Annotated in this window: 16 protein-coding genes, 2 pseudogenes and 1 riboswitch; of the genes and pseudogenes, 9 read left to right on the top strand and 9 right to left on the bottom strand. The window is 75.1% G+C overall.

From position 1 onward, the window contains the following. Window positions 1-3: 3 nt before the first annotated feature. Complete coding sequence (locus ACWENR_RS01965; RefSeq protein WP_452275198.1) at window positions 4-318, top strand: DUF4031 domain-containing protein; 315 nt, start codon at window positions 4-6, stop codon at window positions 316-318. A gap of 62 nt (window positions 319-380) precedes the next feature. On the opposite strand, the gene ACWENR_RS01960 is transcribed toward ACWENR_RS01965, so the two are convergent. Beyond that, window positions 381-1,016, bottom strand: coding sequence for an HD domain-containing protein (locus tag ACWENR_RS01960; RefSeq protein WP_452275197.1), 636 nt, complete (start codon window positions 1,014-1,016; stop codon window positions 381-383). A gap of 67 nt (window positions 1,017-1,083) precedes the next feature. Between ACWENR_RS01960 and ACWENR_RS01955 the strand changes: the two genes are divergently transcribed. Beyond that, window positions 1,084-2,340, top strand: coding sequence for an FUSC family protein (locus ACWENR_RS01955; protein WP_452275230.1), 1,257 nt, complete (start codon window positions 1,084-1,086; stop codon window positions 2,338-2,340). A 6-nt stretch (window positions 2,341-2,346) separates the two neighbouring features. On the opposite strand, the gene ACWENR_RS01950 is transcribed toward ACWENR_RS01955, so the two are convergent. Next, on the bottom strand, window positions 2,347-3,627 hold the full coding sequence (locus ACWENR_RS01950; protein ID WP_452275196.1) for an aminotransferase class V-fold PLP-dependent enzyme: 1,281 nt from the start codon (window positions 3,625-3,627) through the stop codon (window positions 2,347-2,349). Between the two features lie 45 nt (window positions 3,628-3,672). Beyond that, a riboswitch (SAM riboswitch) is annotated at window positions 3,673-3,794 on the bottom strand. Between the two features lie 63 nt (window positions 3,795-3,857). Between ACWENR_RS01950 and ACWENR_RS01945 the strand changes: the two genes are divergently transcribed. Beyond that, window positions 3,858-5,333 (top strand): PrsW family intramembrane metalloprotease, encoded by a 1,476-nt coding sequence (locus ACWENR_RS01945; RefSeq protein ID WP_452275195.1) that lies wholly within the window; start codon window positions 3,858-3,860, stop codon window positions 5,331-5,333. Between the two features lie 58 nt (window positions 5,334-5,391). Here ACWENR_RS01945 and ACWENR_RS01940 read toward each other — a convergent pair whose 3' ends face one another. Continuing rightward, on the bottom strand, window positions 5,392-5,559 hold the full coding sequence (locus tag ACWENR_RS01940; protein WP_350706900.1) for a hypothetical protein: 168 nt from the start codon (window positions 5,557-5,559) through the stop codon (window positions 5,392-5,394). 102 nt (window positions 5,560-5,661) lie between these two features. Further along, window positions 5,662-6,000: a GroES family chaperonin gene (locus tag ACWENR_RS01935; protein ID WP_350686889.1), complete on the bottom strand. Its 339-nt coding sequence runs from the start codon at window positions 5,998-6,000 to the stop codon at window positions 5,662-5,664. A 15-nt stretch (window positions 6,001-6,015) separates the two neighbouring features. Between ACWENR_RS01935 and ACWENR_RS01930 the strand changes: the two genes are divergently transcribed. Next, entirely contained in the window at window positions 6,016-7,458 is a 1,443-nt protein-coding gene (locus tag ACWENR_RS01930) for an AI-2E family transporter (protein ID WP_452275194.1), read from the top strand. A gap of 60 nt (window positions 7,459-7,518) precedes the next feature. Here the strand turns inward: ACWENR_RS01930 and ACWENR_RS01925 are convergent. Both ACWENR_RS01925 and ACWENR_RS01920 read right to left on the bottom strand, forming a co-directional pair. Next, window positions 7,519-8,208, bottom strand: a pseudogene (locus tag ACWENR_RS01925) (ATP-dependent DNA helicase); the annotation flags it as partial. A gap of 120 nt (window positions 8,209-8,328) precedes the next feature. After that, window positions 8,329-9,755: pseudogene (locus ACWENR_RS01920) on the bottom strand (ATP-dependent DNA helicase); the annotation flags it as partial. A gap of 69 nt (window positions 9,756-9,824) precedes the next feature. Between ACWENR_RS01920 and ACWENR_RS01915 the strand changes: the two are divergent. Further along, complete coding sequence (locus ACWENR_RS01915; RefSeq protein ID WP_452275193.1) at window positions 9,825-10,331, top strand: DUF402 domain-containing protein; 507 nt, start codon at window positions 9,825-9,827, stop codon at window positions 10,329-10,331. Between the two features lie 41 nt (window positions 10,332-10,372). Here ACWENR_RS01915 and sigJ read toward each other — a convergent pair whose 3' ends face one another. Next, window positions 10,373-11,335 (bottom strand): RNA polymerase sigma factor SigJ, encoded by a 963-nt coding sequence (gene sigJ, locus ACWENR_RS01910; protein ID WP_452275192.1) that lies wholly within the window; start codon window positions 11,333-11,335, stop codon window positions 10,373-10,375. A 78-nt stretch (window positions 11,336-11,413) separates the two neighbouring features. Between sigJ and ACWENR_RS01905 the strand changes: the two genes are divergently transcribed. The 3 genes from ACWENR_RS01905 (at window position 11,414) to ACWENR_RS01895 (ending at window position 14,121) form a co-directional block, all read left to right on the top strand. After that, window positions 11,414-12,367, top strand: coding sequence for a PPK2 family polyphosphate kinase (locus ACWENR_RS01905; protein WP_452275191.1), 954 nt, complete (start codon window positions 11,414-11,416; stop codon window positions 12,365-12,367). A 118-nt stretch (window positions 12,368-12,485) separates the two neighbouring features. After that, entirely contained in the window at window positions 12,486-13,112 is a 627-nt protein-coding gene (locus ACWENR_RS01900; protein WP_452275190.1) for a DUF47 domain-containing protein, read from the top strand. A gap of 4 nt (window positions 13,113-13,116) precedes the next feature. Continuing rightward, the gene (locus tag ACWENR_RS01895) at window positions 13,117-14,121 is read left to right on the top strand and encodes an inorganic phosphate transporter (RefSeq protein WP_091101973.1); all 1,005 of its coding nucleotides are present in this window, start codon (window positions 13,117-13,119) and stop codon (window positions 14,119-14,121) included. 62 nt (window positions 14,122-14,183) lie between these two features. On the opposite strand, the gene ACWENR_RS01890 is transcribed toward ACWENR_RS01895, so the two are convergent. After that, window positions 14,184-15,152, bottom strand: coding sequence for a Gfo/Idh/MocA family protein (locus ACWENR_RS01890; RefSeq protein ID WP_452275189.1), 969 nt, complete (start codon window positions 15,150-15,152; stop codon window positions 14,184-14,186). Between the two features lie 70 nt (window positions 15,153-15,222). On the opposite strand from ACWENR_RS01890, the gene ACWENR_RS01885 reads away from it, so the two are divergent. Beyond that, a complete protein-coding gene (locus ACWENR_RS01885) occupies window positions 15,223-16,056 on the top strand; it encodes an NUDIX hydrolase (RefSeq protein WP_452275188.1) in 834 nt (277 codons plus the stop codon). 82 nt (window positions 16,057-16,138) lie between these two features. On the opposite strand, the gene pstB is transcribed toward ACWENR_RS01885, so the two are convergent. Continuing rightward, window positions 16,139-16,915 (bottom strand): phosphate ABC transporter ATP-binding protein PstB, encoded by a 777-nt coding sequence (gene pstB, locus ACWENR_RS01880; protein ID WP_452275187.1) that lies wholly within the window; start codon window positions 16,913-16,915, stop codon window positions 16,139-16,141. Window positions 16,916-16,928 lie beyond the last annotated feature (13 nt).

Below are 16,928 nucleotides of genomic sequence, written 5' to 3'. Positions count from 1 at the left end.
CGCATGCTCTATCTGGACCGGCCCGCCTGGCCGTGGCGGGGGCGGCTCTGGTCCCACCTGATCAGCGACGTCTCCCTCGCCGAGCTGCACGTCTTCGCCGAGGCGCTGGGGGTGCCCCGCCGGGGCTTCGACCGGGACCACTACGACATCCCCGCCGACCGCTTCGCCGCGGCGGTCTGGCTGGGCGCCCGGGTGGTGCCGAGCCGGGAACTGGTGCGCCTGCTCCGGCAGGCCGGCCTGCGCCGCCCCAAGCACCTCGTCCGCCCGCGCCCGCACCGGACCCCCGCCGTCGCCCGTCCCTCGCTACCCGCGCGGTGAACCGCCGCCCCCGCCCGGGGGCGCGACCACGGAACCGCCGTACGCCGGGGGAGCCGCGCGGGTCAGCGGAGGGCGGTGAGTTCGCGGGCGAGGTTGGCGCGGGCGGGCGCCTCCCAGCGCGCGGCCAGCGGCGGCAGCCGGAACAGCGCCGGCAGGGCGAGCAGACCTTCGAGCACCAGGGCGCGACCGGCGCGGAAGGCGGCGTCGGGCACGTGCGCGTACTCCCGGCGGATCGCGGCGGCGTAGCGGTCGTACGCCTCGGGCGGCGCCGCCAGGACGGCGAGGTCGGCGTCGCAGAGCAGCGCCCCGTCGGCGTCGCCGGGCCCGACGGCGTGCCCGGCGGTGAGCAGCACCAGCCGGCGCACCTCGGCCACGGCGTCGGCCGGCAGCCCCGACCGGGTGAGCAGGGCGTCGGCGAGCGCCGCGCTGTCCCGCTCGTTGGCGTCGCCCGTGGCGCGCGGGTCGTAGACCGCGTCGTGGCACCAGGCCGCGAGCCGCACCAGGTCCGGTCGCGCGGCGGCCGACGCGTGCGCGTCGACCACGTCGAGGACGGCGGTCAGGTGGGCGACGGTGTGGTACCGCCGGTGGGGCTCCCGCCAGCGCGCCAGCAGCTCGGCGCCGGCCCGGTCCCGCTGCGCCGCGTCGGTCGCCCCGGCGCCCCGGGCCGCAGCCCGCCACCGGTCGAGAAGGTCAGCCACGCGGTCGAGTCTGCCGCACCGCGCCGTCGGCGAGGATTCAGCCGGTGTGGCGCGGGTAGTCCCGGCCATGGCCCGGGAGCGTCGACAGTCGCTGGTGCGGCGCGTCATCCGCCGCGACGGCGGGGCGGACGTCGACGGGGCCCGCATCGCCGACGCGATGGAGAAGCTGCGCCACCGGGGCAAGGCGACCCTGCACGACCGGCTGCACCGGGTGCGGATGGCGGGGGGCCTGGCGGTGCAGGCGGGTCTCGCGGCCGGACTCTCCTGGCTCGCGGCGCACGAACTGCTCGGCAACCCGGAGCCGGTCTTCGCACCGATCTCCGCGGTCGGCACCCTCGCCGCCTCGGTCGGGCAGCGGCTCCGGCGTACGGTCGAGCTGATCGCCGGGGTGGCCGTCGGCGTCGCCGTCGGCGACTTCCTCATCTACCTGGTCGGCACCGGGCCGTGGCAGCTCGGCCTCGTGGTGACCGCCGCGATCGTGCTGACCATCTTCGCCGGCGCCAGCGTCTCCATCGTCATCCAGGCGGCGGCGACGGCCGTGCTGATCGTCACGCTGAGCCCGAAGACCGAGAACCTGGAGATCCCCCGGTTCGTCGACGCGTTCGTCGGCGGCGGGATCGCGTTGCTGGTCACCTCGATCCTGCTGCCGCTCAATCCGCTGCGGGTGATCAACCGTGCCGCCCGGCCGGCGCTGGACCTGCTCGCCGGGCAGCTCGACACGGTCGCGGAGGCCCTGCGGGAGCGGGACCGGGACAAGGCGCAGCGGGCGCTGGACCGGCTGCGGAACAACCAGGAGGAGCTCACCGCCTTCTCCGAGGCGATCGAGGGCGCGAAGGAGACCGCCATCCTCTCGCCCGCCCGGTGGCACCGGCGGGACGAACTCACCCACTACGCCGAGGCCAGCGAGCCGATCGACCGGGCGATGCGCAACGCGGGCACGCTGATCCGGCGCGCCGTCACCCTGATCGAGGACGAGGAGCCCGTCCCGGAGCCGATGCCGGACGCGACGGCCCACCTCGCCGAGTCGGTACGCCTGCTCAAGCACGAGTTCGCCGTCGGCGAGGAACCCGAGGAGGCGCGGGAGCGGGCGCTGCGCGCGGTCAGCGAGGCCGGCCGGGCGTACGCCGAGGGGGTCGGCTTCTCCGGCAGCGTGGTGATCGCGCAGGTGCGTACCACGGCCAGCGACCTGCTGGTGGCCTCCGGGATCTCCCAGGAGGAGGCGAACCGCCTGGTCCGGCAGTCCTTCGGCGACCAGGATCGGACGCGCGGCCCCGCCGAACCCGACACCGCCCCGAAGCCGCCCAACGCGCCGCCGCTCGGCTGAGGCGGCTCAGGGCAGCGCGGCGAGGGCGGCGAGCAGCCGGTCCACGTGCTCCGCCGTGCTGCCCAGGCCGATGCTGGCGCGCAGGGCGGTCGGCGGCAGGTCCCGCCGGCCGCTGCGGGCCGCCGCCTCGCCGAGCAGCCGGCGGGCCAGCGGGTGGGCGCAGAAGAGGCCGTCGCGCACCCCGATGTCGTGGACCCCGGCCAGCTCCGCCGCCACGTCCGCCGAGTCCCGGCCGGCGACCACGAACGACACGATGCCCACCCGGGGCGCGTCCGGCCCGAAGGTGCGCAGCTCCACCACGCGCGGCAGGGCCGCCACGCCGCGACGCAGCCGGGCCAGCAGGGTCTGCTCGGCGTCGTGCAGCGCGGCCCGGTCGGCGGCGGCCAGGGCGGCGCAGACCGCCGCGAGGGCGACCGCGCCGAGCAGGTTGGGCGTGCCCGCCTCGTGCCGGGCCGGCCCGGTCGCCCACCGTACGTCGTGGGTGGCCGCCCCGACGTGGCTGGTGGCGCCCCCGCCGGCCAGGTACGGCGGGGCGGCGTCCAGCCAGTCGCCCCGCCCGACGAGCACGCCCGCGCCGAACGGGGCGTACAGCTTGTGGCCGGAGACCGCGAGGTAGTCGACGTCGAGGGCCGCCACGTCCACCGGCGCGTGCGGGGCGAGCTGCGCGGCGTCCACCACGATCCGGGCCCCGTGCAGCCGGGCCACCCGGGCCAGCTCCGCCACCGGCCAGCGCTCGCCGGTCACGTTGCTCGCCCCGGTCACCGCGACCAGCACGGGCGGGCGACGGTCGCCGCCGGGGCCTCCGCCCGCGCCCGGCCTGCGCAGCTCGGCGAGGGCGGCGGCCAGCGAGCGGATCGCCTCGGCCGGCTCGTGCGGCACCGGCAGCCGGACCGAGGCGCGCGGCCAGGGCAGCAGGTTGGCGTGGTGCTCCCCGCCGAAGGTCACCACGGTGGTGCCGGCGGGCAGCGCCCGGGCCAGCAGGTTCAGCGCGTCGGTGGTGTTGCGGGTGAAGACCACGTGGTCGCCGGGCCGGGCGCCGAAGAAGTCGCCGACCGTCTGCCGGGCGCGCTCGTAGGCGAGGGTGCAGCGCCGCGACAGCGCTCCCGCGCCCCGGTGCACGCTGGCGTACCACGGGAGCAGCTCGGCCACCGCGTCGGCCGCGGCCCGCGCGCACGGCGCGGTGGCCGCGTAGTCCAGGTTGACCTGGCCGGGCACGCCGAGCACGTCGAGCGGGCGGGTGCCGCGCGCCGGGCGCGGCGTCGTCGGGGGTACGAGGGTGACGGTCATCGGCCGACCTCCGGGTCCAGGGACCCCGGGTGGGCACACGGGCGGGGTCCGCGCTTGCCCGGCGCGCGGATCGGGCCGGGCCCGGTCATCACCCGGGGCACCCCACCGCGAACCTCGACGAGGGTTGCCGGCCAGCAAGCCGGGGCTTGACGCTGGCGCTCGTGACCTGCCGGCAGCATAGCGCGCCGATGCGACCGGCCCGGCAGGCCCGGGGTGACTACGCTGACCGCATGGCCGACACCCCGCCCGGCGCACCCCTGCCGCCGTCGCCGACCGCGCCCGCCGTCCCGCCGCCGGGCGCGGGCGCTCCCCGGATGCCGCTGCGCCGGCTGGGCTGGCGGCGGGCCCTGGTGCTGGCCGGGGTCGTCCTGCTGATCGCCGCCTGCGCGGTGTTCATGGTCTTCACGCTGGGCGAGAGCCTCGGCGTCGAGGCGCTGCTCATCGGCGTGGCCGCCGCGATCCTGCCGGTTCCGGTGCTGGTGGGCTGCTTCCTCTGGCTCGACCGCTACGAGCCGGAGCCGCTGAAATACCTGATCTTCTGCTTCGCGTGGGGCGCCTTCGTCTCCACGGCCGCCTCGCTGACCGTCAACGAGTTCTCCGCCGGCCTGTTCGAGGACGCGGGGCTGCCGACGGCGCTGACCGCGGTGCTTGTCGCGCCGTTCATCGAGGAGCTGACCAAGGCGCTCGGGCCGATCCTGCTGCTGATCTTCCGCCGGCGGGAGATCTCCGGGATCACCGACGCCCTGGTCTACTGCGGGCTCTCCGCGGTCGGCTTCGCCATGGTGGAGAACATCCTCTACCTGGGCGGCTACGGCTACGCCACCGGCGTGGAGCGGTACGGGCCGGCGACCGGCACCCAGCAGGTCATCGCCATCTTCATCGTCCGGATCCTGCTCTTCGGCTTCGCCCACCCGCTGTTCACGTCGATGACCGGCGTCGGCCTGGGCATCGCCGCGCGCGCCGCCGACCGGCGGGTGCGGGTGCTCGCCCCGATCGCCGGCCTGCTGCTGGCGATGATGCTGCACGGCCTGTGGAACCTGCTGCCCACGCTCACCCAGGCCACCGGCGAGGCGTTGATCATGCTGTACGGCTTCATCGGCGTCATGGTGCCCGTCTTCTTCGGCATGGTCGGGCTGGCCGTGTGGCTGCGGGCCTGGGAGGGGCGGCTCACCGAGCGCACCCTGCCGGACTACGTCCGGGCCGGCTGGCTCACCCCGCCCGAGGTGGCGGCGCTGAGCAGCCTCGGGCGGCGGCACGCGGCCCGGGTGTGGGCCAAGCGGGTCGCCGGCGACGCCGGCCTGCGGGCGATGCGCGGCTACCAGTACGCGGCGACCCGGTTGGCGCTGCTGCGCGACGGTGCCCTGCGCGGCCTGGACCGCCGGCCGGCGGACCGGGAACGGACGGCGCGGGAGGAACGGGAGCTGCTGGACTCGATCACCGCGTACCGGTCGTTCTTCGTGGGGAGGGATCCGCAGGCGCCGGCCGGGATCTGGGACGGGCACCGCTACCACCTGCGGTTCCCGGACGGGTCGCAGCGGGCGGTCGAGGCGCCGGACGAGCCGGTGGTGCCGATCCCGGTGGTGCTCGCCCCGCCGCCGGTCCCGCCCGCCGGCTACGGTCCGCCCGGCTACGGCCCGCCCGGTTACGGCCCGCCCGGCTGGCCCGGCCCGCGCCCCCCGGCGCCCTGGCCGCCAGCCCACCACTGACCGGCCCGGCCGGCCACCTTCCGGCGCCGCCCGGGTCGCCGTCCCGTGGCCCGGGCCGTCAGGTCATCAGGCTGGTGAGGAAGTCACCGAGGCCCTGCGCCATCGCCATCAGCCCCGCCCCGATCGCCTTGAACATCTCGGCCGCGCCCTCGGGCCGGAACGCCATGAAGTAGATCAGGAACGCGACGCTTCCCCAGAGCAGCAGCTTCTTCACGAATACCGGCATCGCCCCTCCCCAGGGCCGGTGGTGCAGCTGGCTTCCCGGCCGGGAGCGGCGCAAACGACACCGGCGCCCGCCGCCGCGCGGGGCTGGGCGGGCGGGGCGGGATCAGAGGTAGAGGCCGGTGGAGTCGTTCTCCACGCGTTCGGCGGCCACGGCGTGCACGTCGCGCTCGCGCAGCAGCACGTACCCACGGCCGTGCAGCTCGACCTCGGACCGGTCGTCCGGGTCGAACAGGACCCGGTCGCCCGAGACGATGGCGCGGACGTTCGGCCCCACCCCGACGGCGGTGGCCCAGGCCAGGCGCTTGCCCACGGCAGCGGTCGCCGGGATCACGATGCCGGCGGTGGAGCGGCGCTCACCCTCGCTCCCCTCCATCCGCACCAGCACGCGGTCGTGCAGCAGACGGATCGGCAGGCCGGAGTCGAGATTCTTGTCGGCGGTCACGCCGGAAACGCTACCGTGTCCCGGTCGGCCGGCCCTGAGCGGTTACGCCTCGGGGGCGGGGGGCATTGGGTGGCGGAACTGCCATACGGTGGCGTGGTCGCACGTATCCTGTCCGCCCACCGGGTGGGCAGGCGCCGTTTCTCTTGCCAGGAGGTGCGCTTGAGCCGCTTCGAGCGGGTACGCGGACGGCTGCGTCGCGCGTACGAGTCGAGCCGCGAGTCCGTGCGCGCCCGCCGTACGGACCCGACCGACGCTCCCGGGCCGGCCGGCGTGGCCTCGCCGACGTCCCCGGGCCCGGTGGCGCCGCCGTCCGCGACCGTGGTCGGCGCGGAGCCGCCCGCGGCGATGCACAACTCCACCTCCAGCCGCGACGACGCGGACGTGCCGCACGCGCTGCGGATCGCCGCCGCCTGGTCGTGGCGCCTGATCGTGATCGGCGTCGTCGCCTGGGCCCTGCTGAGGATCGTCGGCACGATCAAGATCGTGGTCATTCCGCTGGCGATCGCGCTGCTGCTCTCGGCGCTGCTCGCGCCGGCGGTCGGCTGGCTGCTGCGGGCCCGCCTGCCCCGTTCGCTGGCGACCGCGGTGGTGCTGGTCGGCGGGCTGGCCGCGGTGGTCGGCACGCTGACCCTGGTGGTCAACGAGTTCATCCAGGGCGTGCCGGAGCTGAGCAAGAAGTCCTCGGAGGGCGTCCGGCAGATCCAGGACTGGCTCAAGAACGGCCCGCTGCACCTCTCCGACGGCCAGCTCGACCGCTACATCGAAGAGGGCCAGGACTGGATCAACAACAACACCGAGAAGTTCACCAGCGGCGCCCTGTCCACCGCCGCCACGCTGGCCGAGGTGCTGACCGGCACCCTGCTGGTGCTCTTCGCGACCTTCTTCTTCCTGCGGGACGGCAGCAGGATCTGGCGCTTCCTGGTCCGGCTGCTGCCGGTGGCCGCCCGCTGGAAGGTCGACGACGCCGGCCGGGCGTCCTGGTCGACGCTTGTCGCCTACGTGCGGGCCACCGTGCTGGTCGCCTTCATCGACGCGGTCGGCATCGGCATCTTCCTCGTCGTCTTCGACATCCCGTTCGCCTTCCCGCTCGCCGCGCTGGTCTTCCTCGGGGCGTTCATCCCGATCGTCGGCGCCACCCTGTCGGGCGGCGTGGCGGTCCTGGTCGCCCTGGTCGACAGCGGCCCGGTGACCGCGCTGATCATCCTCGGTGTCGTGATCGGGGTGCAGCAGGTCGAGGGGCACCTCCTGCAGCCGCTGATCATGGGCCGCGCGGTGGCCATCCACCCGCTCGCGGTGATCATCGGAATCGCGGCCGGCGTGGTCCTCGCCGGGATCACCGGCGCGCTCGTCTCCGTGCCGCTGATCGCCGTGCTGAACACCGCCGTCCGCCGGCTCGCCGCCCGTACCGTGCCGGACACCCCGCCCGACGCGGTCGTCGTCGCCTCCCAGGCCCCCTAGCCGGGCCGCGCCGGTCGTGGCCGCGCCCGCCCGGGCGGACATCCGTCGCGGGCGGGCGCGTCAGTTCCTGGCGAGGCGTTCGAGGGCGCCGCGGGCGACCTCCGGCCGGGTGGTGTACCAGAACGGCGGCAGCGAGCGGCGCAGGAACGGCCCGTAGCCACGCGCCGTCTCCAGGCGCGAGTCGAGCACCGCGACCACGCCCCTGTCCCCGGTCGACCGGATCAGGCGGCCCACCCCCTGGGCCAGCCGGACGGCCGCGATGGGCACGCTCACCGCGGCGAAACCGGACCCGCCGCCCGCGTCGACGGCCGCCGCCCGGGCCGCCGCGAGCGGCTCGTCGGGCCGGGGGAAGGGCAGCCGGTCGATGACCACGAGCTGGCAGGAGTCGCCGGGCACGTCGACGCCCTGCCACAGCGACATCACGCCGAACAGGCAGCTCTCCCGCTCCTCGCGGAACCGGCGCACCAGCAGCGGCAGCGCCTCCTCGCCCTGCAACAGGACGGGCAGGTCGGTCCGCGCGCGCAGCAGCTCCGCCGCCTGCTGCGCGGCCCGCCGCGAGGAGAAGAGGCCGAGCGTACGCCCGCCGAGCGCGGTGACCAGCGCGAGCAGCTCCTCGCCGGCGGCGTCCGGCAGCCCGGAGACGCTGGGCCGGGGCAGGTGCGCGGCGACGTAGAGGATGCCCTGCCGGGCGTAGTCGAACGGCGAGCCGACGTCGAGCGAGCGCCACCCGGGCCCCGACGTCGCCGGCGCCCCCGGCGTCCCGGTCGCCGGGCCGGCCCCGGCGGTCGACGTGCCCCCGGCGCGGCCCCCCGGGGGGGGGCGGTCGGGGGGCCCGGCGGGCCCGGGGGCGGCGGCCGGCGACGGCGGGTCGGCCGGGGGCGCCTCCAGCCCGAGCGCGCGTGCCACCGTGTCGAACCGGCCGCCCAGCGTCAGGGTCGCCGAGGTGGCGACCACCGTGCGCTCGTCGTACAGGTGGGTGGCGAGGGTGCCGGCGACCGACAGCGGCGCGACCACGAGCGCGCGGCGGCCGGTGTTGTCGTTCTTCTCCACCCAGGCCACGTCGTGGTCGGCCTCCTCCAGCAGCCGCTGGGCGGTGGTGGAGAGCTCGTCGAGGACCGCCTTGGCCTGCTGCTTGCGCACCGGGTCGGGGTCGTCGGCCTTGATCTCGCCGATGCCGTCCAGCGCCGCCCGGGTGGCCGCGTCGAGCAGGGTGCACGCCTCGCGCAGCGCGGGCGGCAGGCCGGAGGTGATCCGCCCGGCCGGCGCCTCGGCCAGCCCGACCGCCAGGGCGTCGCCGGCGGCGGTGAGCGAGTCGGCGGTCTCCGGGCGCAGCAGCGGGCGGGCCCGCTTCGTGGAGCGGTCGATCAGCTCCGGCACCAGCTCGGCCTGGGCGGCCGAGGAGACCCGGTCGGCCAGCTCGTGCGCCTCGTCCACGATGAGCAGCTTGTGCGGCGGCACGATGTGGCGTCCGGCGAGCATGTCCACGGCCAGCAGGCTGTGGTTGGTGACGACGATGTCCGCCTCGCGGGCGCGGGCGCGGGACGCCTCGGCGAAGCACTCCGCGCCGAACGGGCAGCGGGCCGCGCCGACGCACTCCCGCGCCGGCATCGAGACCAGCCGCCAGGCCTGGTCGTCGACGCCCGGGTCCAGCTCGTCGCGGTCGCCGGTGTCGGTCTTCTCCGCCCAGTCGCGCAGCCGCTGGACCTGCTTGCCGAGCCGCCCCGCCTCGCCGAGCCACCGGGTGCCGCCGCCCGGGCGCTGCGGCGGGGCGTCGAAGAGGGTGTCCTCCGGCTCGTCCTCCGTCGAGTTGTCCAGCCGGGCCAGGCAGAGGTAGTGGTGCCGGCCCTTGAGGACGGCGAAGGTGGGCCGGCGGCCGAGGACCGGCTCGACGGCGTCGGCGAGCCGGGGCAGGTCGTGGTCGACCAGCTGGGACTGCAACGCCAGGGTGGCCGTGGAGACCACCACCGGGCCGTCCACGGTCAGCGCCGGGGTGAGGTAGGCCAGCGACTTCCCGGTGCCCGTGCCGGCCTGCACGAGCAGGTGCTCGCGCGCCTGCACGCACTCCTCGATCGCGGTGGCCATCTGCTGCTGGCCGGGGCGCGCGGCGCCGCCCGGCACCGCGCCGACCGCGGCGGCGAGCAGCTCGGCCCCGCTCGGCCGGGCGCCGCGCCGCCGGCTTCCGGCGCGGGGCGAGGGGGCGGCGGAACCGGTGGCGAGGCGCGGAGTCACCGTGCGACGGTACCCGTCGGCGCCGACACCGGCCGCGCCGATCCGGGCGTGGCGTCGTCACGGTACGGATTCCCGTGGGCCCGGTCCGGTTACCGCCGTGCGGCGACGGATGGGCGGAATCGGCTAGGGTGCGACTCATGCCGAGCGATGTGGTCCGCGTGATCTACCGCAAGTACGACGGCAGCGCCCACCGCGACTACCCGGCCCGCCGTCTCGCCGAGGACGACCTCGGCGTCTGGCTCGGCGTGACCGAGGGCACGAAGTCGGTCTACCACGGCAGGCCGTCGGTCGAGCAGATCCCGTTCGTGCTCCTGGTGCCGCACCAGGGCTGGTGGACCGGCATGTTCAACCCGCCGCCGCGGACCAGCGAGGTCTACTGCGACATCGCCAGCCCGGCCCGCTGGGAGGGCGACGACACCGTCCACCTCGTCGACCTGGACCTGGACGTGGTGCGCCGCCGGGCCACCGGCGCGGTCGAGCTGCGCGACGAGGACGAGTTCGCCGAGCACCGGGTCCGCTACGGCTATCCCGACGAGGTGGTGGCCGAGGCGGAGGCCGCCGCGCGGTGGCTCCTCGACGCGCTCGGCGACGGCACCGAGCCGTTCGCCACGTCGTACCGGAAGTGGCTGGCCCTGGTGCTCTGAGCCGGCGGGCGCGGGCCCGGCCGGTGGCGGCGGCGCGGGGGTCACCAGCGCGGCGGCCAGCCGTCCCCGGCCCCCAGCGGCGGCACGTCGCCCAGCTTCTCCGGGTTGAGCTGGTGGAAGATCCCGGTCACCCGGCCGTCGTCGACCGCCAGCGCGGCGACCACCCGCAGCGGCCGGCCGTCGGAGTGCGCGGTCTCCAGCTGGAGCCCGAGCACGCCGTCGACCAGCACGGGGCGGGCCCGCAGCACGCCGTGCCGGCCGGCCAGGCCGAAGATCCCCAGGACGAACCGGGCCACGGCCTCCGCGCCGACGACCGGGCGGCGGGCCGTCGGGAAGTGGCCGCCGCTGTCGCCGATCGCGACCACGTCCGGTGCGAGGACCCGCACCAGCGCGTCCAGCTGCCCCGACTCGACGGCGGCGACGAAGGCGGCGAGGACCTTCCGCTGCTCCGCCGCGTCGGCGGTGTGCCGGGGCGCGTCGGGCGCCCGCACCGCCCGGCGCGCCCGGGAGGCGAGCTGGCGGGCGGCGGCCTCGGTGGTGCCGAGCGCCTCGGCGATCCGGGTGAAGGGCACGGCGAAGACGTCGTGCAGCACGAAGGCGACCCGCTGCTCCGGCGTGAGCCGCTCCAGCACCACCATCAGCGCCGTGCCGACCTGGTCGGCGCGGACCGCCCGCTCGGCCGGGTCGGGCGCGAAGCCGTCGGTGCGCGGCCCCTCGTCGAGCGGCGTCACCACCGGCTCCGGCAGCCACTGGCCGGGGTACGCCTCCCGGCGAACCCGGGCCGAGCGGAGCACGTCCAGGCAGATCCGGGCGCAGGCGGTGGTGAGCCAGGCGCCGAGGTGCCGGATCTCGGCGCGGGCCGCCGGGTCGGCGAGCGCGGCGGCGTAGCGCAGCCAGGTCTCCTGCACGGCGTCCTCGGCCTCGCTGCGGCTGCCGAGCATCCGGTGCGCGACGGCCAGCAGCCGCCCCCGCTCGGCCTCGAACTCCCTCGCCAGATCCCGCACCGGACCTCCCCGCCGCCCGTCCCCGCACCATTGTCCGCTCGACGGGCGGTGCCGGCCGGGGTGGGTGATGATCCGGGGATGGAAGCGACTGGCGAGGCGGGCGTTGTCGGGCCGGTCGGCGGGACCGTGCGGGAGTTGCTGCGGGTCGCGCCGGGCGGGACGGTGGACCTCGGGGCCGTGGATCCCCGGTCGACGCCGGGGCTGCCCGGGCCGGCGGTGACCGGCGAGCGCCGCAAGGACTGGGCCCGCCACCAGGTCGAGCTGGTCGGCGCGGAGCTGGGCCGGCAGCAGGAGATGCTGTTCGCCGACGCGCAGGCGCGGGCGGCGGGCGGCGGCGCCGGGCACCGGGTGCTGCTCGTGCTGCAGGCGATGGACTGCGGCGGCAAGGACGGCACGATCAAGCGGGTCGCGGGCGCCATGAACCCGCTCGGCCTGCACATCCGCTCGTTCGGCCCGCCCACCCCCGAGGAGCTGCGGCACGACTTCCTGTGGCGGATCCGGCGGGCGCTGCCGCCGCCCGGGTACGTGGGGGTCTTCAACCGTTCCCACTACGAGGACGTGCTGGTCGCACGCGTGGACTCGCTGGTGCCGGAGCACGTCTGGCAGGCCCGGTACGACGAGATCAACGCGTTCGAGCGGGAGCAGACCGGCGCCGGAGTGATCCTGGTGAAGGTGCTGCTGCACATCTCGTACGCGGAGCAGGGGCGGCGGCTGCTGGAGCGGCTGTCCGACCCCCGCAAGCACTGGAAGTACGACCCCTCGGACGTCGACGCCCGCGCCCGCTGGGCCGACTACCAGGCCGCGTACGCCGAGGCCCTGGGCCGCTGCGGCACGGAGGCCGCGCCCTGGTACGTGGTGCCGGCGGACCGGAAGTGGTACCGCGACTGGGCGGTCGCACACCTGCTCCGGGAGACGTTCGACACCCTCGATCTGGGGTATCCGCCTGCCGGTTTCGACGTTCGGCGGGAACGGGAGCGGCTTCTGGGAACCGAGGGAAACGTCGCAGGTGAACGGCAGGTGAACGATCGGTGAATCTGGCCTGAGCAGGGGGAGGCCGCCGAATTCGCGGTTCTGTCGTTTTCTAGCATTCCCAGGCGGGCACCCCTCCGGGCGGCCGCCACCCTTCCACCGACACGACGAGGTCCGTGCTGTGAAGTTTTCCTTCCGCCCGAACGAGGGCGCCTTCTACGAGCTCTTCACCAGGGCCGCGCAGAACCTGGTGAAGGGCACCGAACTGCTCAACGAGCTGGCCCTGCCCGGAGTCGAGGTGCAGTCGGTCAGCGAGCGGCTCACCGAGGTGGAGCACGACAGCGACCAGATCACCCACGAGCTCTACAAGAAGATCAACTCCACCTTCATCACCCCGTTCGACCGCGAGGACATCTACCGCCTCGGCTCGCTGCTGGACGACGTGATGGACCACCTCGAGGCGGTCGGCAACCTGCTCTACCTCTACGGGCTGACGAAGATCCCGGCGCTGCCCCGCGAGATGCACGAGCTGATCAACGTCCTCGACGCGCAGGCGAAGCTGACCGCCGACGCGATGCCGCGGCTGAAGTCGATGAAGGACCTCGAGGACTACTGGATCGAGTGCAACCGCCTGGAGAACGACGGCGACCAGGCGTACCGGATGCTTCTCGTGCGCCTCTTCTCCGGCGAGTACGACGCGCTGACCGTGCTGAAGATGAAGGAGGTCGCCGACGAGCTGGAGGCCGCCTGCGACTCCTTCGAGCACGTGGCCAACACCGTCGAGACCATCGCGGTCAAGGAGTCCTGATCCTGTGAGTCCGGAACTCATCGCCGTGCTGGCGGTGATCGCGGTGGCGTTGGCGTTCGACTACACCAACGGCTTCCACGACGCCGCCAACGCGATCGCGACCAGCATCTCCACCCGGGCGCTGACACCCCGGGTGGCCCTGGCCATGGCGGCCGTCGGCAACTTCATCGGCGCCCACTTCGGCGCCGAGGTGGCCAAGACCGTCGGCAGCGGCCTGGTGAAGCTGCCCACCGGGCAGGCCAGCCTCGGCATCGTCTTCGCCGGCGTGATCGGCGCGATCGTCTGGAACCTGGTCACCTGGTACTTCGGCCTGCCGTCGTCCTCGTCGCACGCGCTGATCGGCGGCCTGGTCGGCTCGACCGTCGCCGCGTCCGGCACGGTCCTGTGGACCGGCATCGGGGAGAGCGTGATCATCCCGATGGTGCTCTCGCCGATGGTCGGCTTCGTGCTCGGGTACATCGTCATGATCGCCGTGCAGTGGATCTTCCGGAAGGGGCACCCGGGCAAGCTCAACCGGGGCTTCCGCTGGGCGCAGACCGCGTCGGCCGCCGCCATGTCCGTCGGTCACGGCATGCAGGACGCCGCCAAGACCATCGGCATCGTGGTGCTCGCCCTCTACGTCGGCGGCTACCAGGACGACCCGGGCTTCATCCCCGAGTGGGCGTTCTGGACCTCGGCGGCCGTGCTGGCCGCCGGCACGTACGCCGGTGGGTGGCGGATCATCCGGACGCTGGGCCGGAAGATCATCGACCTGAAGCCGCCGGAGGGCTTCGCCGCCGAGACCGTCGCCAGCGGCGTGCTCTACTTCAACGCGCTGGTCCTCGGCGCCCCGATCTCGACCACCCACACGATCACCTCGGCGATCATGGGTGTCGGCGCCACCAAGCGGCTCTCCGCCGTGCGGTGGGGCGTGGCCGGCAACATCGTCGGGGCGTGGATCCTCACCTTCCCGGCCGCCGGCTCGATCGGCGCCCTGATGTACTTCCTGGTCCGCCCGCTCTTCAGCTGAGCCGAACGAGGAGCCTCCGCCGACGCACCAGGCGTCGACGGGGGCTCCTCGCGTGTCCGCCGTCAGGCGTAGGAGACGCCGATCCGGGCGCGGATGTCGTCGAGCAGCGCCATCACCTCCAGGGTGGCGGCGTGCGGCACCAGCGGGCTCTCCGCCAGCCCCTCGGCCAGGCAGCGCTGGACCTCGGCGGCCTCGTACTGGTAGCCGCCGCCGACCAGCTCGCCGGCGATCGTCTCCGGCTCCGCGCCGGCCCGGTGCAGGGTCACCGCGCCGGGGCGGAAGAACGGCTCGGGCAGGTCGATCCGGCCGGTGGTGCCGGTGACCGAGGCGACCAGCGGCGTCGCCGCCACCATGCCGCAGCTCAGCGTGGCGACCGCCCCCGAGTCGTACCCGAGGACGATCCCGGTGTTCTCGTCCACCCCCTCGGGGCTCAGCTTCGCCCAGGCCCGGACGTGGTCGGGCACCCCGAGCAGCAGGTGGGCCAGGCTGACCGGATAGACGCCAAGGTCGAGCAGGGCGCCGCCGCCGAGGGCGCGGGCCCGCATCCGGTGCTCCGGCGGGAACGGTCCCGCCGCCCCGAAGTCGGCCCGGACGCCGGTCACCGCGCCGATCGCGCCGTCCGCCACCAGCTCGCAGACCCGGCGTACGAGCGGGTTGGTCCGCATCCACATGGCCTCCATCAGGAAGACCCCGGCCGCGCGGGCGGCCTCGACCAGCTCGACGCTCGTCGCCAGGTCGAGCGTGAACGGCTTCTCCAGCAGCACCGCCCGGCCGGCCCGCAGGCAGGTCAGGGCCGCCTCGTGGTGGGCGGCGTGCGGGGTGGCGACGTAGACGACGTCCAGGTCGTCGTCCGCGGCCAGTTCCGCCCAGGAGGCGTACGCCCGTGGCACGCCGTGCCGGGTCGCGAACCGCTCCGCGCTCTCGGCGGTCCGCGAGCCGACCGCCGCGAGTTCGGCGCCCGGCACCAGCCGGAGGTCCTCGGCGAAGCGGGCGGCGATGTGGCCGGTGGCCAGGATGCCCCAACGAGTCATGGCGGCCACGCTAGCGAAGATCACCGACCGCGGGGCGGGCGATCCACCCGTCGGGAACTAGGCTCGGCCCATGACGATCGACGCCGACGGCTTCCCCGCACACCCGGCGCTGATGGAGCACGCCCGCCGGTTCCGCGCCGAGGGCGGCACCCCGGCGGCGCCCCGGGTCGCGGCCACCGTGCTGCTGCTCCGCCCGGCCGGCGACGACCTCGAGGCCTATCTGATCCGCCGGGTCGCCGCGATGGCCTTCGGCGGGATGTACGCCTTTCCCGGCGGCGGCGTCGACCCCTCGGACTCGCAGGCGCACCTGGGCTGGGCCGGGCCGTCGCCGGCCGGCTGGGGCGAGCGGCTGGGGCTGACCCCGCAGGCCGCCCAGGCGGTCGTCTGCGCCGCGGCCCGGGAGGTCTTCGAGGAGGCGGGCGTGCTGCTCGCCGGCCCCGACGCCGGGACCGTGGTGGGCGACGTCAGCGGCGACGACTGGGAGGCCGACCGGGTGGCGCTGGAGCGGCGCCAGGTCGGCTTCGCCGAGTTGCTCGCCCGGCGCGGGCTCACCCTCCGGTCGGACCTGCTCCTGCCGTGGAGCCGGTGGATCACGCCGGAGTTCGAGCCGCGCCGCTTCGACACGTACTTCTTCGTGGCCCTGCTGCCGGAGGGGCAGCGCACCCGGGACGTCTCCGGCGAGGCCGACCACACCCTCTGGGCCCGGCCGGCGGACGCGGTGGCCCGGGCGGCGGCGGGCGAGCTGACGATGCTGCCGCCGACGGCGGTGACCCTGGCCCAGGTGGCCGCGTGCGCCGACCTGGCCGGCGTCGTCCGCGCGGCGGCCGACCGCGACGCCGCGACCCCGGTCACCCCGCGCCTCGACGAGCCCGCCGGCGGCGAGCCCCGCTTCGTGCTGTCCTGACGGCGGGCCGGCGCGGATCCCGGTGGCGGACGGCCCCGGGAGGGGCCGGTTCCCACCAGGATCCGCGCCGGCCGGCCGGGCGTCAGCCGAAGCGGCCGGTGATGTAGTCCTCGGTCTTCTTCACGCCGGGGTTGCTGAAGATCTTCTGCGTGTTGTCGTACTCGATGAGGCGGCCCGGGTCGCCGGTCTTCTCGATCGAGAAGAAGGCGGTCCGGTCCGAGACCCGGGCGGCCTGCTGCATGTTGTGCGTGACGATGATGATGGTGAACTTGTCCTTGAGCTGGAACATCAGGTCCTCGATGGCCAACGTGGAGATCGGGTCGAGCGCCGAGCAGGGCTCGTCCATCAGCACCACCTGCGGCTCGACGGCGATCGTCCGGGCGATGCAGAGCCGCTGCTGCTGACCGCCGGAGAGGCCCGCGCCGGGCTTGCCGAGCCGGTCCTTCACCTCGTCCCAGAGGTTGGCCGAGCGGAGCGCCCGCTCGGCCGCCTCGTCCAGGATCGACTTCTTCCGGACGCCGTTGAGCCGCAGCCCGGCCACCACGTTCTCGAAGATGCTCATGGTGGGGAACGGGTTCGGCCGCTGGAAGACCATGCCGATCATGCGCCGGACGGCGGTGACGTCCACGTCGCGGTCGTAGATGTCCTGGTCGTCGATGGTCAGGCTGCCCTCGACCCGGGCGCCGGGGAGCACCTCGTGCATCCGGTTGATCGACCGCAGGAAGGTCGACTTGCCGCAGCCGGACGGGCCGATCAGGGCGGTGACGGTCTTCGGCTCGACGGTCAGGTTGATGTCCTCGATCGCCTTGAAGCCGCCGTAGTAGGCGCTGACGTTCTCCGCTTCGATGCGCTTGGCCATGGTGGTGGTACCT

This window comes from Micromonospora sp. NPDC004336, from assembly GCF_053602615.1.
This window is presented reverse-complemented; position numbering and strand designations above follow the sequence as displayed.